General features: G+C 55.9%; 20 protein-coding genes and 1 tRNA gene. 13 read left to right on the forward strand and 8 right to left on the reverse strand.

Annotation, left to right across the window (positions count from 1 at the left end; genetic code table 11):
• The first annotated feature begins 13 nt into the window (after window positions 1–13).
• The 6 genes from BUB54_RS01700 to BUB54_RS01725 all read left to right on the forward strand — a co-directional run bounded on the left by BUB54_RS01700 (window position 14) and on the right by BUB54_RS01725 (window position 7,489).
• Window positions 14–964, forward strand: coding sequence for a KpsF/GutQ family sugar-phosphate isomerase (locus BUB54_RS01700; RefSeq protein WP_048877797.1), 951 nt, complete (start codon window positions 14–16; stop codon window positions 962–964).
• A gap of 1,113 nt (window positions 965–2,077) precedes the next feature.
• The gene (locus BUB54_RS01705) at window positions 2,078–2,980 is read left to right on the forward strand and encodes a YicC/YloC family endoribonuclease (protein WP_048877860.1); all 903 of its coding nucleotides are present in this window, start codon (window positions 2,078–2,080) and stop codon (window positions 2,978–2,980) included.
• The gene (gene gmk / locus BUB54_RS01710; protein WP_082075585.1) at window positions 2,973–3,563 is read left to right on the forward strand and encodes a guanylate kinase; all 591 of its coding nucleotides are present in this window, start codon (window positions 2,973–2,975) and stop codon (window positions 3,561–3,563) included. The genes BUB54_RS01705 and gmk overlap by 8 nt, the downstream gene beginning before the upstream one ends.
• Before the next feature lie 149 nt (window positions 3,564–3,712).
• Complete coding sequence (gene gyrA / locus BUB54_RS01715; protein WP_048877798.1) at window positions 3,713–6,445, forward strand: DNA gyrase subunit A; 2,733 nt, start codon at window positions 3,713–3,715, stop codon at window positions 6,443–6,445.
• Complete coding sequence (gene coaD / locus BUB54_RS01720; protein ID WP_139284755.1) at window positions 6,438–6,944, forward strand: pantetheine-phosphate adenylyltransferase; 507 nt, start codon at window positions 6,438–6,440, stop codon at window positions 6,942–6,944. The genes gyrA and coaD overlap by 8 nt, the downstream gene beginning before the upstream one ends.
• Before the next feature lie 56 nt (window positions 6,945–7,000).
• The gene (locus BUB54_RS01725) at window positions 7,001–7,489 is read left to right on the forward strand and encodes a peptidylprolyl isomerase (RefSeq protein ID WP_048877862.1); all 489 of its coding nucleotides are present in this window, start codon (window positions 7,001–7,003) and stop codon (window positions 7,487–7,489) included.
• Between the two features lie 99 nt (window positions 7,490–7,588).
• Here BUB54_RS01725 and hpnJ read toward each other — a convergent pair whose 3' ends face one another.
• From hpnJ to dxs, 4 genes are read right to left on the reverse strand one after another with little or no spacing between them, the layout of a single operon-like run.
• Entirely contained in the window at window positions 7,589–9,019 is a 1,431-nt protein-coding gene (gene hpnJ, locus BUB54_RS01730; protein ID WP_048877863.1) for a hopanoid biosynthesis associated radical SAM protein HpnJ, read from the reverse strand.
• A gap of 22 nt (window positions 9,020–9,041) precedes the next feature.
• Window positions 9,042–10,160, reverse strand: coding sequence for a bacteriohopanetetrol glucosamine biosynthesis glycosyltransferase HpnI (gene hpnI / locus BUB54_RS01735; protein ID WP_241869316.1), 1,119 nt, complete (start codon window positions 10,158–10,160; stop codon window positions 9,042–9,044).
• Between the two features lie 51 nt (window positions 10,161–10,211).
• Window positions 10,212–10,829: an ABC transporter substrate-binding protein gene (locus tag BUB54_RS01740; protein WP_048877801.1), complete on the reverse strand. Its 618-nt coding sequence runs from the start codon at window positions 10,827–10,829 to the stop codon at window positions 10,212–10,214.
• An 18-nt stretch (window positions 10,830–10,847) separates the two neighbouring features.
• Window positions 10,848–12,779 (reverse strand): 1-deoxy-D-xylulose-5-phosphate synthase, encoded by a 1,932-nt coding sequence (gene dxs / locus BUB54_RS01745; RefSeq protein ID WP_048877802.1) that lies wholly within the window; start codon window positions 12,777–12,779, stop codon window positions 10,848–10,850.
• A gap of 309 nt (window positions 12,780–13,088) precedes the next feature.
• On the opposite strand from dxs, the gene ispH reads away from it, so the two are divergent.
• Window positions 13,089–14,042 carry a 4-hydroxy-3-methylbut-2-enyl diphosphate reductase gene (gene ispH / locus BUB54_RS01750; protein WP_048877803.1) on the forward strand — a complete coding sequence of 318 codons (954 nt, stop codon included), beginning with the start codon at window positions 13,089–13,091 and terminating at the stop codon, window positions 14,040–14,042.
• A gap of 13 nt (window positions 14,043–14,055) precedes the next feature.
• Window positions 14,056–15,216, forward strand: a complete 1,161-nt coding sequence (gene hpnH / locus BUB54_RS01755) for an adenosyl-hopene transferase HpnH (RefSeq protein WP_048877804.1) — start codon at window positions 14,056–14,058, stop codon at window positions 15,214–15,216.
• Window positions 15,217–15,237: 21 nt separating this feature from the next.
• Here hpnH and BUB54_RS01760 read toward each other — a convergent pair whose 3' ends face one another.
• The 3 genes from BUB54_RS01760 to BUB54_RS01770 form a co-directional block, all read right to left on the reverse strand.
• Window positions 15,238–15,885 (reverse strand): phosphorylase family protein, encoded by a 648-nt coding sequence (locus BUB54_RS01760; RefSeq protein WP_048877805.1) that lies wholly within the window; start codon window positions 15,883–15,885, stop codon window positions 15,238–15,240.
• 38 nt (window positions 15,886–15,923) lie between these two features.
• Window positions 15,924–15,998, reverse strand: a tRNA-Lys gene (locus BUB54_RS01765).
• A gap of 172 nt (window positions 15,999–16,170) precedes the next feature.
• On the reverse strand, window positions 16,171–17,232 hold the full coding sequence (locus BUB54_RS01770; RefSeq protein ID WP_048877864.1) for an NAD(P)-dependent alcohol dehydrogenase: 1,062 nt from the start codon (window positions 17,230–17,232) through the stop codon (window positions 16,171–16,173).
• Between the two features lie 185 nt (window positions 17,233–17,417).
• On the opposite strand from BUB54_RS01770, the gene BUB54_RS01775 reads away from it, so the two are divergent.
• The 5 genes from BUB54_RS01775 to BUB54_RS01795 all read left to right on the forward strand — a co-directional run bounded on the left by BUB54_RS01775 (window position 17,418) and on the right by BUB54_RS01795 (window position 22,281).
• Complete coding sequence (locus BUB54_RS01775) at window positions 17,418–18,296, forward strand: class II glutamine amidotransferase (RefSeq protein WP_048877806.1); 879 nt, start codon at window positions 17,418–17,420, stop codon at window positions 18,294–18,296.
• Complete coding sequence (locus tag BUB54_RS01780; RefSeq protein WP_082075586.1) at window positions 18,293–19,009, forward strand: GltB/FmdC/FwdC-like GXGXG domain-containing protein; 717 nt, start codon at window positions 18,293–18,295, stop codon at window positions 19,007–19,009. Before BUB54_RS01775 ends, BUB54_RS01780 begins: the two co-directional genes overlap by 4 nt.
• Window positions 19,010–19,011: 2 nt before the next feature.
• Window positions 19,012–20,349 carry an FMN-binding glutamate synthase family protein gene (locus BUB54_RS01785; RefSeq protein ID WP_048877807.1) on the forward strand — a complete coding sequence of 446 codons (1,338 nt, stop codon included), beginning with the start codon at window positions 19,012–19,014 and terminating at the stop codon, window positions 20,347–20,349.
• An 84-nt stretch (window positions 20,350–20,433) separates the two neighbouring features.
• Window positions 20,434–21,735: a type III glutamate--ammonia ligase gene (gene glnT, locus BUB54_RS01790; RefSeq protein WP_048877808.1), complete on the forward strand. Its 1,302-nt coding sequence runs from the start codon at window positions 20,434–20,436 to the stop codon at window positions 21,733–21,735.
• Between the two features lie 66 nt (window positions 21,736–21,801).
• Window positions 21,802–22,281, forward strand: coding sequence for a GNAT family N-acetyltransferase (locus tag BUB54_RS01795; RefSeq protein WP_048877809.1), 480 nt, complete (start codon window positions 21,802–21,804; stop codon window positions 22,279–22,281).
• Between the two features lie 50 nt (window positions 22,282–22,331).
• Here BUB54_RS01795 and BUB54_RS01800 read toward each other — a convergent pair whose 3' ends face one another.
• The gene (locus tag BUB54_RS01800) at window positions 22,332–22,931 is read right to left on the reverse strand and encodes a superoxide dismutase (RefSeq protein WP_048877810.1); all 600 of its coding nucleotides are present in this window, start codon (window positions 22,929–22,931) and stop codon (window positions 22,332–22,334) included.
• Window positions 22,932–22,964 lie beyond the last annotated feature (33 nt).

Consider the following 22,964-nt stretch of genomic DNA (forward strand, 5'->3'; position numbering starts at 1 on the left):
TGCCTTAGAACGGATGCTCAAGACCATCGACACTGAGCAGGCTGGGCTCGCCGCCTTGCGCCAAGCGCTGCATTCCGGTCTGGCCGATGCTTTCCTGCAGTCTGTTCTGGCCATTGAGCAAAGCGGTGGTTCGGTTGTGGTGACGGGCATGGGCAAGTCTGGTCATATCGCCCGTAAAATCGCAGCTACCTTGGCCAGCACGGGCACGCACAGCCATTTTGTGCATCCAGCTGAAGCCAGCCATGGTGATCTGGGGATGATTGCCCCGCAGGATGTCGTGCTCGCATTGTCCTGGTCCGGCGAGGCGCCGGAGCTGGCCAATATCATTACCTATACACGCCGGTTTGGGAATAAGCTGATTGCCATAACGGCCCAGCCCGAGTCAGCGCTGGGAAGTGCGGCGGATATCGGGCTTTTCCTGCCAAAGGCTAAGGAAGCCTGCCCGAATGGTCTGGCGCCCACAACGAGCACAACCATGCAGCTTGTCGCGGGTGATGTCCTGGCGGTTTTGCTGCTGGAACGCCGGGGGTTTTCAGCGCATGATTTTAGCCGCTATCACCCGGGCGGTAAACTTGGCGCTCAGCTTTTGACGGTGCGTCAGTTGATGCATAAAGGGGAAGAGATTCCTCTTGTGCGTTTGGGCACGATGCTCAGCGAAGCTATAGTGGAAATGACATCAAAACGCTTTGGTATCGCTGGGGTTGTCGATAGCTCGGGCGCCTTAATTGGGGTGCTCACGGACGGTGATTTACGACGCGCCTTTCAGGCAGGCTTTCACGATATGATTGTTGATAATGCCATGGGGCGCCGCCACGCTCCCCAGACGATTACGGCGGATAGCATGGCCGCTCAGGGCTTGGCTCGCATGAGCGATTCTCAAATTACCTGTATGTTCGTTGTTCAGGACTGCAAGCCAATCGGCTTGTTGCATATTCATGACCTGTTGCGGGCAGGGGTTGCCTAAAAGTAGCCCCGCCCACGTCGGCAAACCTTTTCAATGCGTCTTCGTTAGAGCAAGCGCATTGTCAGCTTTTTCCCTTTTTCCGGCTTCAGCCTGGGGTTGTGCCTCAGTTTGACCGGTTGAGTTGGGGGCTGAGCTTCGTGGGTCACGGAGAGTGACCGTATGGTCTACCCGCCGGAACCGTGGCACGGCCCAAAGGGTTAAGCCATTTAAAGCGTGGCTATTCATGAAAACTGCCTCTCTAACCCTAAAGTTGTGCGCGTTCCCTGCGTAATAGGGGATTTCATCTGGCTGGAATATAGACGGAAATGTTAAATTCTCTTTTATGGAGTAAATTTATTCTAAGTTAGCCGGTGATTGTTAAAAAATATGGAAATTTTTTGCCTTTAAATCGGGTTGCGAGATCAGAGTTTTTGCTTTGATTCCGCAATTTAACCGTGTTGGCGCCATCTGCCCGTCTCGCCAGTCCGGCGGGCATGGTGCGAACGCCATTGAGTGCTTTTGTCGAGCAGCTCGCCATTATTGGGGTTGAACCAGCTTGTCGAGCTGAGAAATATGACTTTCGATGGCTACCCCCGCCTTGTGGCGGTGAAAAGCCTATTCCGGCGTGCAGTGGAGAGTGATGACCAAAACATCCCACAATTTGATCGAAAACCTCGTTGGCTTTGGTAAACCCGGTCTCGTAAGGCAATTAAGAGCGCTCTCACATGCGCTGTATACCGGCTGCAAAAGCAGGCGGAATGTTCCACTCGTTCCAGGGTGTTCTTAAAATTTTTCTCATATGTTGCATGAGCGAGGTGACGGCATCTTTGGGTTCGCGAATCCTGACCATGAGTCGCGCTGACTAGATTTCAAGAAGCCTCGCCAGCCCTGGTGAGCGGGCATGGCAATTAATAATAGCCCTGCCGGCAGGCAGCTTTGCTAGATGTGAGCATGTTTCAACAAAGGCGCTTTGCAGGGGCTGTGTTGGAGATAACTCCGCAGCTACGTCCCGGATTGCGTTGAACAACCATGTCGCGCCGCTGGTATACTTGGCTATGCACCAAGTCAGCCAGCGCTTCGAAGGAAGAGGGAGCATATGGTGACTTTACCATTCAACTGCTAAGAAGCTGGCCCATGACAGGTTTAGTGCGGATTGTCTCGATGACGGGTTTTGCCCGTGCACAGGGGGAGTATGGCCCCAATAGCTTCATCTGGGAGCTGCGTAGCGTAAATGGGCGTGGGCTGGATGTGAAGCTGCGCTTGCCCTCGGGGCTCGAGGGGCTGGAATTTCCCTTGCGCGAGATGGCGGCGAAGATATTCAAACGCGGAAACATCTCCGGCTCCCTCACGCTCAAGCGTGAGGTGGCGGGTGCGATTCAACCTGATTTGGAGGTGCTGGAGAAGGTCAAACGGTTGGCCGTTGAGCTGGCGGCTTCAATTCCCGGCGCTTTGCCGCCCCGGGCGGAGTTGCTTTTGGGACTGCCAGGGGTGATGCGCACCGCCTGTACTCAGGATGAAAGCGAAGACGAACGCACAGCCATGGCGAATGCGGTAAAGCAGGCTTTTGCACAAGCCTTGGATGGCTTGGCGAAGGCGCGCGCGGCCGAAGGCCAAAAACTAGCCGCGATTGCCAAAATCAACCTGGACGAAATCGGAGACTTATACTGTCGGGCCTGCACCGAGGCCGCGAGGCAGCCTGAATTGCATCGCGCTCGGCTAACCGCCCAGCTTGCGGATCTGCTCGGAAACACCCAGGGGCTCCCTGAAGACCGTCTGGCACAGGAGATCGCTATGCTGGCCACCAAATCCGATGTGCGGGAGGAGCTAGACCGGTTGGCGGCCCATATTGCTACCGCGAAAGCCTTGCTGGCTGATGGTGCTGGGGTCGGCCGAAAGCTCGACTTCTTGATGCAGGAATTTAATCGCGAAGCGAACACGTTATGCAGCAAATCAGCGTCCACGGAACTCACCAACCTGGGGCTTGCCCTCAAAGCCGCTATCGAGCAGCTGCGCGAACAGGTGCAGAACGTTGAGTAGGCGCGGGCTCTGCTTGGTGCTGGCCGCCCCCTCGGGGGCCGGTAAAACCACCCTTTCCAGGGCCCTTCTGGAGATTGATGATCAGCTTTCCCTTTCGGTCAGCGTCACCACGCGCGACCGTCGGCCGGGGGAAAAAGAGGGTAAACATTACTTCTTCATCTCACAGGAAAAATTTGACGAGATGGTGGAACAAGGCGAACTGTTGGAATATGCGCGTGTGTTTGGCCGCTCTTACGGCACGCCCCGTGGCCCTGTTGAAGAGGCATTAAAGGCTGGCAGGGACGTGATGTTCGATATCGACTGGCAGGGGTTTAGGCAGTTGCGCGCTGCCTTGGGGGATGATGTGGTCGGCGTATTTATCAGGCCGCCCTCCCTGGAAGTTTTGCATAACCGTTTGGTCAAGCGCGGAGACAGCGCTGAACAAGTCGCCAACCGCATGATTCACGCAGAGGCTGAAATCAGCCATGCCGGGGAGTTCGACTATATCGTCGAAAACCGTGACCTTGATATAGCTCTCGCGGATATTCGTGCCATCCTGCGAGCCAGCCGATTGCAAACTAAACGCCAGACAGTCGAAGGGTAAGCATTCCAGCGCGGGGTCGTGATTTGTAAAGCCCCTGTACGCATGCTATAAATCGCTTAGAATGCGGATTTTTTTTGCCTGTAAAATCAATCTATTGGGGCTGTATGCGGCGCTCGCCGCAAGCCATAACCGCGACTCTTTGAGCTGATATGACCGATATTACTGACGAACCCGGTGCGGGTCCTCTGGTTCCACGCGGGCAGGAGCCTGTTTCCATCGAACAGGAGATGCGTAAATCCTATTTGGATTACGCCATGTCGGTCATTGTTTCGCGCGCCTTGCCGGACGCGCGGGACGGGCTGAAGCCGGTCCATCGTCGTATTCTCTATGCGATGAATGAAGCCGGTAACACACCGGAAAAGCCTTATCGTAAATCCGCGCGAATGACCGGTGACGTGATGGGTACCTACCATCCGCACGGTGACAGCGCGATTTATCTTTCAGCCGTGCGTATGGCGCAGGAATTCTCCATGCGTTTGCCGCTGATCGACGGTCAGGGGAATTTTGGCTCCATCGACGGCGATATGCCCGCTGCGATGCGTTATACGGAAATGCGTCTGGCGCCTGCAGCAATGCTGCTGTTGCAGGATATCGACAAAGATACTGTCGATTTCCAGCCGAACTATGATGAAAGCGAGCAGGAGCCGCGCGTCCTCCCTGCCGCGTTTCCAAACCTGCTGATCAATGGTTCCAACGGTATTGCTGTGGGTATGGCCACGAATATTCCGCCGCATAATCCAACAGAGATTATGGACGCGGTGTTGGCGATGATCGCCAATCCGGAAATTTCTTTGGAAGAGCTGATGAAGATCGTGCCCGGGCCGGATTTTCCGACCTCTGGCATTATCCTGGGGCGCTCTGGCATCCGTAATGCGTTCGAGACGGGCAAGGGCTCCATCATCATGCGGGCACGGGCGACGATTGAGGAAATTCGTAAAGACCGCGACGCCATCATCGTTACGGAAATTCCGTATCAGGTGAACAAATCCACGCTGCTGGAGCGTATTGCGGAACTTGTCCGTGCCAAGGATATCGAAGGCATCGCGGACTTGCGTGACGAATCTGACCGTGAAGGTATGCGCATTGTTATCGAGCTAAAGCGCGATGCCACGGGGGAGGTCGTTCTCAACCAGCTCTATCGTCTAACCCAGTTGCAGCAGAGCTTCGGCATCAACATGCTCGCGCTGGACCGCGGCAAGCCCCGTCAGATGGGGCTGAAAGAGTTACTTGGTCTGTTCATTGAGTTCCGCGAAGAGGTGGTTCTCCGCCGGGCGCGGTTTGATCTCAACAAGGCCCGTGATCGTGCGCATTTGTTAATCGGTCTGGGAATCGCGGTTGCGAATATAGACGAGGTGATTCGGATCATCCGCAGTGCCCCGGACTCCAACAGCGCTCGTGCAGCTCTCATGGAACGCGACTGGCCGGCTGAGAATATTCTGCCATTGCTCGCGTTGGTGGATGATGCAGGCAATATTGTTTCCGAAGACAACACCATCAAACTAACAGATGCGCAGGCGCGTGGTATTCTGGAACTGCGCCTAGCTCGTCTGACTGGCCTCGAGCGTGAGAAAATTCAGGCTGAGCTGTCGGAAGTCTCTGAAAAGATCAAGGAGTTTCTGGAGATCATTGGCAGCCGCATCCGCCGTCTTGAGGTGATGCAGGCGGAGGTCGTCGCGGCCAAAGCCAAGATCGAAAGCCCACGCAAATCTTCCATTGAGGATGTGGACGCTGACCTTGACGATGAAAGCCTGATTGAACCCGGCCAGATGGTAATCACGCTGACGCGTGATGGTTTTATCAAGCGCACGCCGCTGGAAGTTTTCCGACAGCAGAATCGGGGTGGGCGTGGGCGCTCAGCGGCGGCAACGCGCGGGGATGATATTGTCACCCGCAGCTTTAATGCTCATACGCATCAATTCGTCCTGTTCTTCTCCTCAGGCGGCAAGGTTTATCGTGAAAAAGTATGGCGTTTGCCGGAGGCGGCCGCCAATACGAAAGGCCGGGCGTTGGTGAATCTCCTGCCGGATCTAGGGGGCGATCAAATCACCACCGTGTTGCCTTTGCCCCAGGATGAAACGCTTTGGGAGAACCTACATCTCGTGTTTGCCACCTCGTCAGGCAATGTGCGCCGTAACCGGCTGGCGGACTTTAAGAATGTCCGCGCTTCCGGCCTGATTGCGATGAAGCTGGATGAGGGCGATCATCTCATTGGCGTTGCAACCTGCCGTGATGGAGATGACGTGTTCCTCGCAACTAAGCTCGGGCGTTGCATCCGTTTCCAAATTACGGACGAGACGCTCCGTGTGTTCTCCGGTCGTGATTCTACAGGCGTGCGCGGCATCAAACTGAGTAAGGATGATGAGGTGATGAGCCTATGTGTGCTACGCCATGTGGAAGCCAGCATGGAAGAACGCAGTGCTTATCTCAAGCAACGTAATAGCGGCGCGGATGAAGATGACGCAGCAGCGGAAGACGCCGAAGAAGCTGTGGATGAAGTGACCCTGTCCGAAGGTCGTGTCAGTGAGCTCGCCGATGGGGAAGAGATCATTCTCACAGTCACGGATTCCGGCTTTGGCAAGCGCAGCTCGGCTTACGAATATCGCGTTACCGGGCGCGGCGGCCAAGGTGTTGCCAACATCACCCTCAACCCGCGCCGTAATGGAAAAGCCGTGGCTGCAAGCTTTGCGGTGCGGCCCGGTGATGATGTGATGCTGGTTACCGATGGCGGCCGTCTTATTCGCGTGCCCGCGGATCAGGTCCGTCTCACGGGGCGTGCGGCCATGGGCGTCACGCTTTTCCGACTCGATGATGATGAGCGCGTGACGAGCGTGTTTCCGGTGCTTGAGGATGACCAGGAGCCCGAGGCGAATGAAGATGGTTGAGCGAATCGCGCTTTACCCGGGAACATTTGACCCTATCACCAACGGACATATCGATATCATTACCCGCGCCGCCAGGCTGGTGGACAAGCTGGTCATTGGTGTCGCCGTGAATGTTGGAAAGGGGCCAATTTTTTCCCTGGAGGAGCGTGTCGAGCTCGTTCAGGCGGAAGTTGCCCCCGTCGCCGCGAAAGCGGGCATCACAGTTGAGGTGCATCCTTTCTCAACCTTGCTCATCGATTTTGCGCGGGATGTTGGTGCAAAAATGATCGTCCGTGGTCTGCGTGCCGTTTCAGACTTTGATTACGAGTTCCAGATGGCTGGGATGAATTACCGATTAGATTCTGAAATCGAAACGGTATTTCTGATGGCTACCGAGCGTCACCAGTTTATTTCATCGCGCTTTGTGAAAGATATCGCGGCTTTTGGCGGTGATATCTCTTCTTTCGTCCCACAACTCACTAACGAGAAAACCAAGGCGAAACTGAAAGGGAACGCATGACAAACCGCCGCACCTTCATAACTGCCGCCACTGCCACATTGCTAACGGGAGCTACCATGAGCGAAGCTACGGCCGACACACCGGCCTCCAACACTCTCAAAATGACGCTGAAATATGGTGAAGTAACCATTACGCTGCGTCCTGACCTTGCACCGCTGGCCGCAGAACGCCTGCGGGTTTTGACGGCGCAGGGTTTTTATGATGGCTGCAAGTTCTTCCGTGTGATTGCGGGCTTCATGGCGCAGACCGGCGACCCGACAAACACCGGCACTGGCGGTAGCTCTCTGCCGAATCTGCCAGCGGAATTCACCAACGATGCCAGCTTCCTGACAGGCACGGTCGGCATGGCCCGTACGCAGGACCCTAATTCCGCCAATAGCCAGTTTTTCATTTGTTTTGATCCGTGCAGCTGGTTGGATGGCCAATACACGATCGTTGGCCAAGTGACGGCAGGCATGGATGCAGTGCAGCAGATCAAAAAAGGCTCTGGCTCAGGCGGTGTTGTTCAGGATCCGGATTCCATCATCAAGATGGTCGTCGCCTAAAGCTTTATGAAAATGGGTGTGGTCTCTCCGAGGCGGCACAAAAAACCCCAGAAGGCTCAACGCTTTCTGGGGTTTTTTATGGTAAATGTCGGGCGTTGATTACGCTGCCTTAGTGGTCTGGCGTTCTTTCAGGAATGCAAAGAACTCCACGCCTTCACGCAAGCGACGCACCAGCATTTGCGGGGAAAGCGCCATTTCCTTCAAAATTGACAGAATCTTCGATGGGCGGAAATAGAACTGTCGGTAGATTTCTTCCACTGCATCAAAAATCTCCTGATGGGAGAGGTGCGGATAATGTAGCGGCGCAATCTGCACGCCATGATCGTCGATCAGTTCCGCGTGCTCAATATCCAGCCAGCCCTCCTTAACGGCCTGATTATACAGGAAGGTTCCGGGGTAAGGTGCAGCCAAAGAAACCTGAATAGTGTGCGGGTTGATCTCCTTGGCGAAGGCGATCGTTTCCTTCAGCGTCTCGCGGGTCTCGCCAGGCAGGCCGACAATGAAGGTGCCGTGGATCATGATACCAAGCTTGTGGCAGTCCGCTGTGAAGCGCTTGGCGACCTCAATACGCATGCCCTTCTTGATGTTGTGTAGAATCTGCTGGTTGCCGGACTCATAGCCAACCAACAGCAGCCGCAGCCCGTTTTCCTTCAGGACCTTGAGCGTTTCATAAGGCACATTTGCCTTGGCGTTGCATGACCAGGAGATACCAAGCTTGCCCATCTCCTTCGCGATAGCCTCGGCGCGCGGAAGGTTATCGGTGAAGGTATCATCATCGAACATAATTTCCTTCACGGTCGGGAACAGTTCAATGGCGCGCTTTACCTCGGCGATCACGTTTTCAACTGAGCGGGTGCGGTATTTATGCCCGCCTACGGTCTGCGGCCAGAGGCAGAAGGTGCAGTGGGACTTACAGCCACGACCGGTATAGATGGAGATATAAGGATGCTTCAGATAGCCGATGAAGTAATCCTCCATCTTCAGATGTTTCTTATAAACATCCACAACGAAGGGCAGCTGATCCATATCCATTAGCAGCGGCCGGTCCTCGTTCTTGACAACCTCACCGGCTTCGTTACGCCACCAAATGCCCTGCACCTCGGCAAGTGGCTTGCCTTCCGCGATTTCCTTGATGGTGAAGTCAAACTCATTTCCGCAGACGAAATCCAGCACTGCCGCGCGTTCCAGGGATTCCACCGGCTGCACAGCCACCTTGGCGCCGATAAAGCCAATCTTCATGGAGGGGTTCAGCTTCTTGAACTCCTCGGCCACTTTCACGTCATTCCCGAAGGAAGGGGTGGAGGTGTGAATAATAAGCAGTTGGTGGGTTTTCGCGTGCGGCAGTACATCCGCCATGGTCAGGCGGGCAGGGGGGGCGTCGATTAGAGTGGAATCAGGCAGCAACGCGGCCGGTTGAGCCAGCCAGGTCGGAAACCAGAAACTTTTGATTTCACGCCGTGCCTGATAGCGGGAGCCAGCACCGCCGTCGAACCCATCGAATGAGGGAGGCTGCAGAAACAGGGTTTTCATCGTCATGTTGTCACTCACTCTCTCAACCAGGGTCAGACCGACCTGAATCGGCCGTCATGGACTGCCCGCGCCAATTGACCCGGTTGCCCGTAAAACTTGCGATATAAATGATCGCGGAGAAGCAATCGCGCAACAGGAAAAGCCAGAACTCTCCTGTGCGGGGTAGGCGCAGCGAGGTTTCGGTACGCCAGCCCGCCACGACCCGCACGGCCCAGACGCCTAGGAACAAAAACACGCTCCAAAGCTCCAAGCCCGAACAAACCAGCGCCAGAGCGGCCCAGAGCAGCGGAATTTGCAAGATACTGCCCGCATAAGCAAGCGGCACCAGCGCGCGGATGGTTCTGGCCCACCGCAATTCATGCCTGAAAAGCGCTGCAAAATCGGCTTCTGGTATCGTGGTCGCGGGAATAACGTTGGCGAGCTTTATTTTGAGCCCTGCCTTCAAAACCAGACGCCCAAGCACCTGATCATCAGCTAGATGACCGGACAATGCCTCTAGCCCCCCAAGCTGGGTTAGAAGTAGCTTCCGAATCGCCATGGTAGCACCCGTGCAATCCTGTCGCCCTAGCTGCCGCGCCATCAGAAAGCCGGGCAGGAAGGTCTGATTGATCTGCATGGCGCCAAGCCGCGCAGGCAACTCAGCCGTCCCAGGCAAGCCTGTGTAAAGGCTGGTGACCAGGCCAGTCTCAGGCGTCTCCAGAGCCGCGACCACGCGCTCCAGATAATAAGGGGGAACATGCACGTCGGCATCAGCGATGACGAGAATCTCATGCTTGGCCAACGGGCGCATATTGATAAGGTTGGCAACTTTGCGGTTGCTGCCATGCGGTGTGTCGTTCACCATCAATGCCGTATCGCGTTCAGGATACCGGGCGCGCAGCCGGGCAATAACCCCCAACACGGGGTCATTTTCATTCTGCACGCCAAACACAAGCTGATAGTCTGGATAATCCAGTAGAAAAAAGGATTCGAGCGCCAGTTCAGTTAACGGCTCAACACCGTGCAGCGGCTTAAGGATGCTGACGCTCGGCCTTTGCTTTGGCGTGGCAGGTGAAGCGGCGCAAAACCGCTCCACCAGATGAGCGCCATAAAGCTGCTGGATCACCCCTATAAGGGCCAGCACAGCAAAAAGGATAATCAATACCTGCAAGGATCAGCGGCAATTATAAAGCAAGGGATGGCCCGACAAGGCTTAGCTACCTTGCAGTGTATTAATCTTGGTTTTGAGCGCGGCAATCAGCTGCGAGGCATCGCCGGATTTCACCAAGGACGCGAAATCGGAAGCATGGATAGCTACTTGGCTGATTGTGCCGTTCAAAAGCACATCATTGATTTTCCAACCGTTTTTCTCATTTGAGACAACGTAATCAATCACCACGCCGCCGCCATCCTTAGGGGTCAGCTTGGTTTCGATGATCTTCTTCTGTCCCAGCACTTTTTCTTTCGGCATAATGGTCAGGCTTTGACCATTATAGCTGTCAAACTGTGAGACGTAGCTGGAAACCGTGAAGGTCGTGAAAAGGTTGATCAGTTCATTTTGCTGGCTCGCCGGGAGTGTGGACCAGAGAAAGCCGACCGAGTTCTTTGTCACTTCGGGCAAGTCGTAAGACTGCTCCACTACGGGGGCAAGGGCCTTATACCGAGCCTGGAAATCCTGCCCAGCGGAGCCTGACTTCATGGTAGCGATCAAGGCATTGTCAAGTGCGGCCACGGGCGCGCTGGCGGCTGTGCCGTCAGCCCATGCCGCCGGTACGAGCATCAGGCTGACGGCAAGCGCCAGAGCGGGGGAGCGAAGAGGATGGTGTTTCATGCTCCTTATATAAGCTCCTTATTGTGCCGGAACTGCGACAAAATCGCGGAGCGATTGGACGCCGAGTGCCGTAATCGCGTGGCTGACAATATGCTGAGCGGAAAGTCCCGCTTCGATAAGCTGTGCGGTGGGTGTATTATGGTCGATCAGCCGGTCGGGCAGCGTCATCGGCCTAAATTTTAGCCCCTTATCAAAAGCGCCGCTCCAGGAGAGATGATGCGCAACGGCAGCCCCAAAGCCACCGGCGGCTCCTTCCTCAATCGTGATGAGCACTTCATGGTCCTTGGCCAACTGGTCCACCAAGGTGGTATCAAGCGGCTTCATGAAGCGAGCGTCGGCCACCGTAGCTGGGAAGCCCCTCGCGGCCAGCTCATCGGCGGCGGTTAACGCGTCGCGCAGCCGGGCTCCAAGTACCAAAATGGCAACCTTGCCACCTTCACGTACAATCCGCCCCTTGCCGATTTCCCAAGGCGTGCCACGGGCGGGCAGCTCAACCCCAACACCTTCCCCGCGCGGATAACGGAACGCGGAGGGGCGGTCATCGATGGCTGTGGCAGTGGCCACGGCATGCATCAATTCTGCTTCGTCTGAGGGGGCCATGATCACCATGCGGGGCATCGGGCTTAGATAGCAAAGATCGAATGCGCCTGCGTGTGTCGCACCATCCGCGCCAACTAGGCCAGCACGGTCCATGGCGAAGCGCACGGGCAGGCTTTGCAACACAACATCATGCACCAGCTGATCGTACCCACGCTGGAGAAAGGTGGAGTAGATGGCGCAGAACGGCTTTAGCCCCTCGGTCGCCATGCCGGCGGCGAAGGTTACGGCGTGCTGCTCCGCAATACCGACATCGAACATCCGGCTGGGGAATTTGGCTTCGAACTTATCGAGGCCCGTGCCCGGAGACATGGCGGCAGTCACGGCCACAATACTTTCATCGACCTCGGCTTCGGCAATCAGGGCCTTGGCGAAAACAGAAGTATAAGAGGGTGGTCCTGGAGGGGCTTTCTTCTGCTCACCAGTGATAACATTAAATTTCTGTACCCCATGGTACTTGTCCGCTGCGGCCTCGGCCGGGGCATAGCCCTTGCCCTTCTGCGTCACGACATGCAGAAGCACCGGTTCCGCCGCATCCGAATCACGCAAATTGCGCAAAACCGGCAGCAGATGTTCCAGATTGTGACCATCAATTGGACCAACATAATAGAACCCCAGCTCCTCAAAGAGCGTCCCGCCGGTGAGGATGCCGCGTGCATATTCCTCCGCCTTGCGGGCAGTGCGCTCAATCGGCCGGGGGAATCGCTTGGCCATTTTCGCGGCGAAGTCCCGCAGTGACATGAAGCTGCGCGAGGAGATCAACGTAGAGAGATAGGCACTCATTGCGCCCACGGGTGGGGCGATGGACATGTCATTATCGTTGAGGATAACAATCAGCCGGGACTTCATTGCCCCGGCATTGTTCATTGCCTCATAAGCCATGCCGGCGCTCATCGAGCCGTCACCGATCACTGCAAGCACATTACGCGCGGGCTCTTCTTGCTTCAGATCCCGGGCAACAGCCATGCCCAGCCCTGCGGAAATCGAGGTGCTGGAATGCGCCGCTCCAAACGGGTCATACTCACTTTCCGAACGGCGGGTGAAGCCTGAAAGGCCTCCCGGCTGGCGCAGGGTCCGAATCCGGTCACGTCGGCCGGTGAGGATTTTATGCGGGTAGCATTGGTGGCCGACATCCCAGATCAATCGGTCACGCGGTGTGTCGAACACGGCATGAATGGCAACCGTAAGCTCCACCACGCCAAGCGAGGAGCCAAGATGTCCGCCCGTGACAGAAACTGTGTCGATGGTCTCAGCACGCAGTTCGTCCGCCACCTGCTTCAGCTGATCCGTGGAAAAATTACGCAGATCAGCAGGGATATTAACCCTATCCAGCAGAGGGGTCTTCGACGGCATCAGATGCGTTCTCCATTGTGCCGCATTGCTTTTGCCCCCATTTTTGCCCCCGTCATCCGATCTAAACTATTCATATACGCCAACACCCGATTCGGCTTATGGCCGATAAGCTGCTCATTCTGCACACATAGGCGACCATAACCGGAAAAGCCAGAAGCGAGCGGCCAACGCATGCCTGCTGGGCACCTATGTTTTCGCTTAATGTAAGGATTACCTTATACCTAACCTTGCGAATTGTAGAAGCAATGACCTATTGCTGCTATAGAAATGCGCTCCACCGTGACGCACAGGCAACAGGATTGAGATAGAATGGACGGTTCACAGCCCCCCAAAGCATTGCGGGTTATTCTGGCGCAGCCGCGCGGCTTCTGCGCTGGGGTGGAGCGAGCAATCGACATTGTCGAACGGGCACTGAACAAGTTTGGCCCGCCGATCTATGTGCGCCATGAAATCGTGCATAATCGCCATGTCGTCGAGGATTTGCGGGCCCGCGGCGCGGTGTTCGTGGATGAACTGGACGAGGTGCCAGAGGGCGCTTGGACCGTGTTTTCTGCGCATGGTGTCGCGCGCAAGGTGGTGCAGGCCGCTGCAGACCGCACCTTGCCCGTGATTGATGCTACTTGCCCTCTGGTGGCCAAGGTCCATGCCGAAGGGCGGCGTTATGCCAGCCAAGGTCGAGAGATTGTGCTGATCGGTCATGCGGGACACGCAGAGGTAGAAGGGACAATCGGCCAGATCGACGGCACCGTATATCTCGTGCAAACGGTTGAAGACGCGGAAAAGCTGCAAGTCCAAGATCCTGCAAAGCTTTCTTACATTACCCAGACGACTTTGTCAGTGGATGACACGCGGGGCATCATCTCTGCCCTTAAATTGCGTTTCCCTGAGATCGTGGGGCCGGATGTCAAAGATATCTGCTATGCGACCCAAAATCGCCAAGAGGCCGTGCATCATTTGGCTGCTCTGGTGGACTTGATTTTGGTCGTTGGAAGCAAAAATTCCTCAAACTCCAATCGGCTGCGTGAGATCGGCACCGAGCTAGGCCGTCCGGCCTATCTTATCGACGATGCCAGCGCACTTCAGGCTGAGTGGTTTCACGGGGTTACCAAGGTTGGATTGACCGCAGGTGCCTCGGCGCCGGAAGTGCTGGTGCAGGGCGTGATCGAAGGACTGAAGCAGTTCGGTCGTGTCGATATCGAGCTGCTCTCCGGTACGCCGGAAGATGTCAAATTCAAGCTGCCCGCTGAAGTAGCTGAAGTTTAAGGATAAACACAGAATGGGTGTACCGCTGAATCAGGCTCTCCGCGTTGGGGGCTATATTCTCAAGCAGCACTTAAAGGGCAATAAGCGTTACCCGCTTGTGCTCATGCTGGAGCCGCTATTCCGCTGCAATTTGGCCTGTCAGGGCTGCGGCAAGATTGACTATCCAAATGAGATTTTGAACCAGCGCATCTCAGTGGCGGATGCTATTCACGCCGCTGAGGAATGTCCCGCGCCCATTATCGCCATCGCTGGCGGTGAGCCGTTGCTACATAAAGAAATGCCGCAGATCGTCGAAGCTTATCTGAAGATGGGTAAATTCGTGATCCTGTGCACCAATGCGTTGCTGCTTGAAAAAAAGATCGAGCAGTATAAGCCGCACAAAAACTTCTGCTGGGACATCCATCTTGACGGTGACAAGGAGATGCACGACCGCTCTGTTGACCAGGCGGGCGTTTATGAGCGCGCGGTGGACGCTATCAAGCTCAGCAAATCCAAGGGCTTCCGCACTTCCATTAACTGCACCTTGTTCGACGGCGCGGATCCGGATCGGGTTGCCGCCTTCCTAGATACGGTTGCAGATCTAGATATTGAAGGCGTGATGACCTCACCAGGGTATGCTTACGAACGTGCCCCGGATCAGGAACACTTCCTCAACCGCCAGCGCACCAAGGAGCTGTTCCGCGCCATCTTCCGCCGTGGTAAGGAAAGTGCGAAGCGCGGTAAAAAGTGGAAATTTACCCAGTCTCCGCTGTTCCTAGACTTCCTGGCTGGCAACCAGACCTATGCTTGCACCCCTTGGGGTAACCCAACGCGCAACGTGTTTGGCTGGCAGCGCCCGTGTTATTTGCTGGGTGAAGGGTATGCCGGGAGCTTTAAGGAGCTCATGGAAACCACTGACTGGGATAAGTACGGTGTGGGCAATTACGAAAAATGCTCCGATTGCATGGTGCATTCCGGCTTTGAAGCCACAGCGGTGATGGATTCCATCAAGAATCCCTGGAAGATCGCTAAAGTGGCTCTCGGCGGCATTAAAACAGAAGGTGCTATGGCCAAAGACATTCCGCTCGATAAAGCGCGTAAGGCGGAATACGTGTTCTCCAGGCATGTGGAGAGCAAGATGGCAGAAATCCATGAGGCCAAAGCGGCCCGGCAGCCTGCGCTTCCCGCGGAGTAAGAAACACGCCCTCCCAGGCGCCTAAAGCCTGGGGGGCAGCTTTGCCACCCTTTCCATAAGGGCTTTGCGGGCTGCTTTTGCGTCACGACCTACGGCGATCAACGCAGGTATTTGCCAAGGGCGGCTGGCAATGGAACTGATGAGGCTAGGAATATCTAGCCTCCCATCGTCCTTCAGTGCCACCAGCGCGGCGGGAGGGAGGTTGCGCTCGGCAGAATCCGCCACAGCCCGCAATACAGCAAACTGCAATTTATGCATTTTGGCCACCTCAGCAACCGCTCCTGACTCAAGGTCGATCGCGGCGGGGTGACTGCGTTGATATAAAAGAGATTTATCCTGCGTCGAGGCTGCGATTTTTTGGCCTGCCAGAATTGTCTCAGACGTGCTTCCGCCCAGAAACTCCATCAGTCGGTAGTCACAAGGGAAAGTACGGGTGCCATAAATAACTGCTGAAGGCACCAGCAGGGTTCCCGGTTTCAAACCAGGCTTCAATCCGCCAGCCAACCCAAAACTAATGAGGGCTTGTGCCCCTGCGGCAACCAGGGTGTTAGCTGCTTCCGATGCGCCATTTGGGGAGCCGCCACCGGCTTTAACCATGAAGCCTGCCCGGTCCAGCCACTTGGCTTCCGCCTGCAAGCCTGTAACAATGCCGATCCTGGCACGATTCATTTAAAGTTCCAGAGGGATAAATCAAGCAGGCTTTGGCTTGGTGAGCCCGGTGGGGGTCGAACCCACGACCAACCGATTAAAAGTCGGTTGCTCTACCACTGAGCTACAGGCTCTCTCCAAGCGACCGTTAGCGGCAAGCCGCGTCTCGGTGAGGCTGCAAAAACCATTTTTCACGGGTTGAAGTCAAGCGTGGTACGGCCGATTTCTGTAAGAAGATTTTAGCGCACCGCGCTGAAATGGTTTGCAATAAAAAACTCCCCCCGACTGAGGGAGGAGTTTTCAGGATCAGGCGGCTTCAGCCTGTAGGCTCTTCATATCGATGCAGAATCTATACTTCACATCGCTCTTGAGCATCCGCTCATAAGCTTCATTGATTTTCTGGATTGGGATCATCTCAACATCAGCGGTAATTCCGTGCTCACCGCAGAAATCCAGCATTTCTTGCGTTTCCTTGATACCGCCAATCATCGAACCAGCAAAATTGCGCCGGCGCATCAGCAGAGGAAAGACTGAGATCGGCAGAGGATGCTCAGGCGCTCCAACCTGCACCATGGTGGCATCTCGCTTCAGCAGGCCAAAATACGGCGCTAGGTCATGCGAGGCTGAAACCGTGTCGATAATTAGATCGAAGGTCTCGGCATGCTCGGCCATCTGGGCTTCGTCTTTCGAGAGAATAACGACGTCCGCACCGAGTTTCTTGGCATCCTCGACCTTACTGGCGGAAGTGGTGAACAATGCGGTCTGTGCCCCCATCGCGTGCGCCAGTTTTAAACCCATGTGACCGAGTCCGCCGAGTCCGATAATACCCACCTTCTTGCCCGGGCCAGCGCCCCAATGGCGCAAAGGGGAGTAGGTGGTGATTCCGGCGCAGAGCAAAGGTGCTGCGGCGGCGGGATCAAGATTCTCCGGCATCCGTAGGACGAAATTTTCATCCACGACGATTCGGTCTGAATAACCGCCCTTGGACGGTTCGTTGATTACCTTATCGGTGCCGCCATAGGTTTGCCCGGTCAGGCCGTCGGCGCAATATTGCTCCAATCCCTCCTGGCAGGCGGAGCAGGTGCGGCAGCTATTGACCATGCAGCCAACCCCAACGAGGTCCCCAACTTTATATTTGGAAACGCCTGAGCCTGCACTCTTTACCTTGCCAACAATTTCATGCCCTGGCACGGCCGGATATTGCGTGAAATGCCATTCATCGCGGGCAAAATGGATGTCTGAATGGCAGACCCCGCAATACAAGATCTCAATTTCAACGTCATTCTGGCCAACATCGCGGCGGTTAAAAGTGAGAGGAGCCAAGTCAGCCGAAGGGCTGGTGGCACCATAACCTGTACAAATTAACATGGAAGTCTCCAGGATTTTAAACGCGTCAACCATATTGGCAGCCTCGGCGGGGTTTCAACGGGTAGTGATAGCCATTGTCACGATGTGCAGTGTGTTTCCTAAAAAGAAATCTTTATTCTTATTAGTTGACAAGACAAACGGAGCTTCGCTAATCTGCCTGAAGTCGAGAGGAGAGCGGACGCAGCATGTGTGGGATTGCCGGATTATTCCTAAAAAGTTCAGCTCTGGAGCCGCAACTGGGCGTGCTGATGAGCACGATGCTGAATGTTTTGACCGAGCGCGGTCCAGATTCAGCCGGGTTTGCGATTTATGGTGCGGGCAAGCCTGATCAAGTAAAATTTACACTGCGTAGCTCTAAGGCATTCGATTTCCTGGCCCTTGCTGAGACATTCGGTGGCAGCGCGGCCCTGTATGGCGACCATTCTGTTGTCAGCGTGGCTGAAAGCAGGGCGGCTTCCTTCAAGGCCAAGCTGGAAGCTCTGCCGGAAATCGTGATCGTATCTGTTGGCAAACGCATTGAGATGTTCAAGGGCATCGGCTTGCCGGATGATGTTGGCAGGCGCTTTGGTCTCTCCGGCATGGCAGGAACACACGCGATCGGCCACACCCGGATGGCCACCGAATCCGCTGTAACTGTCGATGGGGCGCATCCATTCTCCACCGGCGCAGACCAGTGCCTAGTGCATAATGGCTCGCTTTCCAATCACAATGATGTCCGCCGCACCCTGATCCGCGAGGGCATTAAATTTGCGACCCAGAACGATACCGAAGTCGCCGCCGGATATTTGTCTCATAAGCTGCGCGAGGGCGCGAAGTTGGATGAAGCCCTCAAAGCCGCGCTCAAAGATCTGGACGGCTTCTACAATTTTGTGGTCGGAACGGAAAATGGCTTTGGCGTGTTGCGTGATCCTGTTTCGTGCAAGCCCGCGGTCATGGCCGAAACGAATGACTATGTGGCTTTCGCTTCAGAATATCGCGCTCTAGCAGAATTGCCGGGGATTGAAGCTGCGCATTTGTTTGAGCCTGAGCCAAGCCGTGTCTATTTCTGGGAGCGCGCGGAATGAGCGCGATGTTACAAAAATCCATGGAAAAATCTTCTGTTTTTGACCTTTCCACATCGTCCTTGCGGGACTTGAACGCCATGCTTCAGAGTTTGCCCGCCGAGACTAATCAGACCAGCTGGGTCGTGAAAAATCCGCGTGGCGCACATGCTCTGGCAGTTGGAATTACCACGCCGGTACGGGTCAATATAGACGGTCACGCCGGCTATTATGCGGCGGGCATGAATGATGGCGCAAACATCATCATCAACGGCAATGCCGCAACGGGTGTGGCTGAAAACATGATGTCTGGCTATGTGCATGTAAAAGGCGACGCCAGCCAGTCGGCCGGTGCCACAGCCCATGGCGGGCTTTTGGTGATTGACGGGAATGCCTCCGCCCGCTGTGGAATTTCCATGAAAGGTATAGACATCGTTGTGAAAGGCAATGTCGGTCACATGGGCGCTTTCATGGCGCAATCAGGCAGCCTTGTTGTCTGCGGCGATGCTGGCGATGCGCTCGGTGATTCACTCTACGAAGCGCGCATCTTCGTGAAAGGCAGCGTGAAAAGCCTCGGCGCGGATTGTGAAAAAAAGGAGATGACGGCGGAAGATAAACTCATCCTGGCGGATCTTCTCGATAAATCCGGGGTGGATGCCAATGTCGAGGAGTTTACCCGCTACGGCTCCGCCCGTAAGCTTTATCATTTCCATGTCGATAACGCAGGTGCGTACTGACCATGAACGACACACCCGTTTCCCATATCCCGCAGACCTTGCCCCGCTTCTCTGCAACCTTTGACCCACACACAATCGCCGAGATCCAGCGCGCCGCCGCGACGGGCATTTATGATATCCGGGGCGGCGGTACCAAACGCAAGCTGCCGCATTTTGATGATCTGCTGTTCTTGGGCGCGTCCATGTCACGCTATCCGTTGGAGGGCTACCGGGAAAAATGCGGCACAGACGTTGTGCTCGGCACCCGTTTCGCCAAAAAGCCGATTCATCTGAAAATCCCCGTCACCATCGCGGGCATGTCTTTTGGCGCGCTTTCCGGCAATGCTAAAGAGGCGCTGGGGCGTGGAGCCACCGCGGTCGGCACGTCCACCACCACGGGGGATGGCGGCATGACCCCGGAGGAGCGGGGGCACTCACAGACCTTGGTTTATCAATATCTGCCTTCCCGCTACGGTATGAATCTGGCAGACCTGCGCAAGGCTGACGCCATTGAGGTGGTTGTGGGGCAGGGGGCCAAGCCGGGCGGTGGCGGTATGCTTCTGGGGCAAAAAATTTCAGCCCGCGTGGCCCAGATGCGCAATCTGCCGGAAGGTATTGACCAGCGCTCCGCCTGCCGCCACCCGGACTGGACAGGCCCGGACGATCTTGAGATCAAGATCCTTGAACTGCGCGAACTCACCAACTGGGAAAAGCCGATCTATGTGAAGGTCGGAGCAAGCCGCCCGTACTACGACATTGCCCTGGCGGTGAAAGCAGGCGCTGATGTGGTGGTGCTGGATGGAATGCAAGGCGGCACAGCTGCCACGCAGGAGGTGTTTATTGAGCAGGTGGGCATTCCCATTCTCTCCGCGATCCGTCCTGCCGTGCAGGCGTTGCAGGATATGGGGATGCACCGCAAGGTACAGCTTATTGTTTCCGGCGGCATCCGTACCGGGGCGGACGTGGCTAAGGCGATTGCGTTGGGCGCGGACGCCGTGGCCATCGGCACGGCGGCGCTTATCGCGCTGGGGGACAATGCGCCTGAGTTTGAAGGCGAGTATAAAAAGCTCGGCACCACGGCGGGCGCGTATGATGACTGGCACGAGGGCCGCGACCCCGCCGGTATCACCACCCAGGACCCGGCCCTCGCCGCGCGGCTTGATCCGGTAAAAGCCGGGCGCCGTCTCGCCAATTATCTCTCGGTACTGGCGCTGGAGGCGCAAACCATCGCGCGGGCCTGTGGCAAGAGCCATCTGCATAATCTTGAGCCAGAGGATCTGGTGGCGCTGACGCTGGAGGCTTCCGCCATGGCCCAGGTACCCTTGGCCGGAACGAACTGGATACCGGGTAAGACATTCTGACACGGCAAAACCAAAAAGACGAAACGGAAACAACATCGCACACGGCATGCTTCAACAAGATCTAATAGGACAAAAGGCACGAAGATGGCGATTGAGCTGGCCGAAAAGGCAAAAGAACTCGGACTAAAATATTTCTTGATTTCCTACACGGACCTTTTCGGCAGCCAACGCGCCAAACTGGTGCCGGCTTCCGCTATTACGAGAATGCAGAAAGACGGCGCCGGTTTTGCGGGCTTCGCGACATGGCTGGACATGTCGCCGGCCGATTCTGATATGTTCGCGGTTCCGGATCCGGCGAGCCTAACGCCGCTGCCCTGGAAAAAAGACGTCGGCTGGCTGGCTTCTGATCTTTATATGGACGGACAGAAAGTCGAGCAGGGGCCGCGTAACATACTGAAGCGCGTCATGGAGCAGGCGGTCCAAGCTGGGTTCCAGATGAAAAGCGGCGTTGAGTGCGAGTTCTTCCTGACCCTGCCAGATGGCACCGAGATCTCGGACAAGCTCGATACCGCCGCCAAACCTTGTTACGATGCCGGTGCGCTGATGCGTCGCTATGATGTCATCACCGAAATCTGCGATTCCATGCTGGAACTGGGCTGGGGCGCCTACCAGAACGACCATGAGGACGCGAACGGTCAGTTTGAAATGAACTGGAATTATGACGACGCTTTGATCACGGCGGATCGTCACGTTTTTTTCAAATTCATGGCCAAATCGATTGCTGAAAAACACGGTTTACGCGCCACCTTCATGCCCAAGCCGTTCCTTGGCCTGACGGGCTCGGGCTGCCACAGCCATGTCTCGCTCTGGAAGGGCGAGGAAAATCTCTTCGAGGATGAGGCGGGTGAGCTGGGAGTCTCGGCGCTGGGCTATAATTTTATCGGTGGCGTTATACAGCATGCTGATGCGCTCGCGGCCATCACCAACCCCACTGTGAACAGCTATAAACGCATCAATGCCCCGCGCACCATCTCGGGCGCTACCTGGGCACCGAACACGGTGACTTATTCCGGCAATAACCGCACGCACATGATCCGCATTCCTGAACCGGGACGCTTTGAGATGCGCCTCGCGGACGGCGCGGTGAACCCGTATCTGCTGCAAGCCTCGATTCTTGCGGCCGGTTTGGACGGCATTGCGAAGAAGATAAGCCCAGGCAAGCGGCTGGACATTAACATGTACATTGATGGCCATACGGTCACCAACGCTAAGCGTCTGCCACTCAATCTGCTGGACGCGCTTCGCGCCCTGGAAGCTTCGGCAACCCTGACCTCCATTCTGGGGCAGTCTTTTGTCAGTGCCTACACCAAGCTCAAACATGGCGAGTGGAATGCCTATGCCGCTCACTTGTCCGAGTGGGAGCGGCTGGTCACCCTTGATTGTTGAGGTGACTCCTTACGGCTGAGAAATCCCCGCCTTGCAAGCATCCGGCAGCTATGCGACGGAACGGTCATGCTAACCAGATTGTCCGCCGCAGCCCCCGCTTTTGAGGCTTTGCGCAAGCTCAATAATGACCACGCGCAGGAGCTTTCGTATGCTGATGAAGACCGTTTCAGCCTGTTGCTTGAGCGGTCTTTTTTCGCGGCTTCAATCTATGAGGACGAGGCGTTTCTCATCGCCTTCGATCAGGATGCTGACTATGATTCACCGAATTTTCTCTGGTTTCGGGACAGGTTCCTGAAGTTCGTCTATATTGACCGCGTCGTCACGGCTCCCGCCGCGCGGGAGCGTGGCTATGGCGCAGCTCTGTATGGGGCCCTGTTTCAAACCGCTCGCGCGGCGGGCCATACGCTTGCCGTCTGTGAGGTGAATGAGCGCCCCCCCAATCCGGCGTCGGATGCATTCCACGCACGGCTCGGCTTCGTGCAAGCGGGCAGCGCCTCATTGCAGGGGACCGGTAAAACGGTCCGCTATTTCGTCAAGGAGCTTTAAAAGAAAACCCCCTAGCCAGGGGCGCCGGGGGTTTTCTAGAAAAACTCAGCTTAGAGCTGCGCTTCAGCGTATTCGTAATTCGCCAGCTTGTTCAGATAGTTGGTGATGTAATCCGGCCGGCGGTTGCGGAAGTCCAGATAGTAGCTGTGCTCCCACACATCCAGCGCCAGCAGCACCTTGCCCTCGCCGGTGGCGAGCGGGTTAGAGCCGTTCGGGGTCTTGGTTACTTTCAGTTTGCCGTCAGCAGCTAGAACAAGCCAAGCCCAGCCAGAGCCGAACTGGCCAATGCCCGCTGCCTTGAAGGCGTCCTTGAAGGCATCAACGGAGCCAAAATCCTCCGTGATCTTCTTTTCCAGTTTGCCAGGCAGCTTGCCGCCGGTGGGGGTCAGATTCTGCCAGAACAGAATGTGGTTCCAATGCTGACCGGCATTGTTGAACACCCCAGCCATGTCCGGCTTGTTATAAGCAAGCTGCACAATCTCCTCGAGCGATTTGCCCTGCAGGTCGGCATTCTTTTCAACAAAGCCGTTTAGCGCTGTCACATAGGCTTGGTGGTGCTTGCCGTGGTGCAACTCCAACGTTTCCTGGCACATGCCGGCTTCGGCCAGAGCGGAGGTGGAATAGGGGAGGGTAGGCAGTTCGAACGCCATGTTGGCACACTCCAATTTGTTTCGCCGCCTCGA

The organism is Acidocella aminolytica 101 = DSM 11237 (assembly GCF_900129125.1).
In the GTDB taxonomy this organism is placed as follows: domain Bacteria; phylum Pseudomonadota; class Alphaproteobacteria; order Acetobacterales; family Acetobacteraceae; genus Acidocella; species Acidocella aminolytica.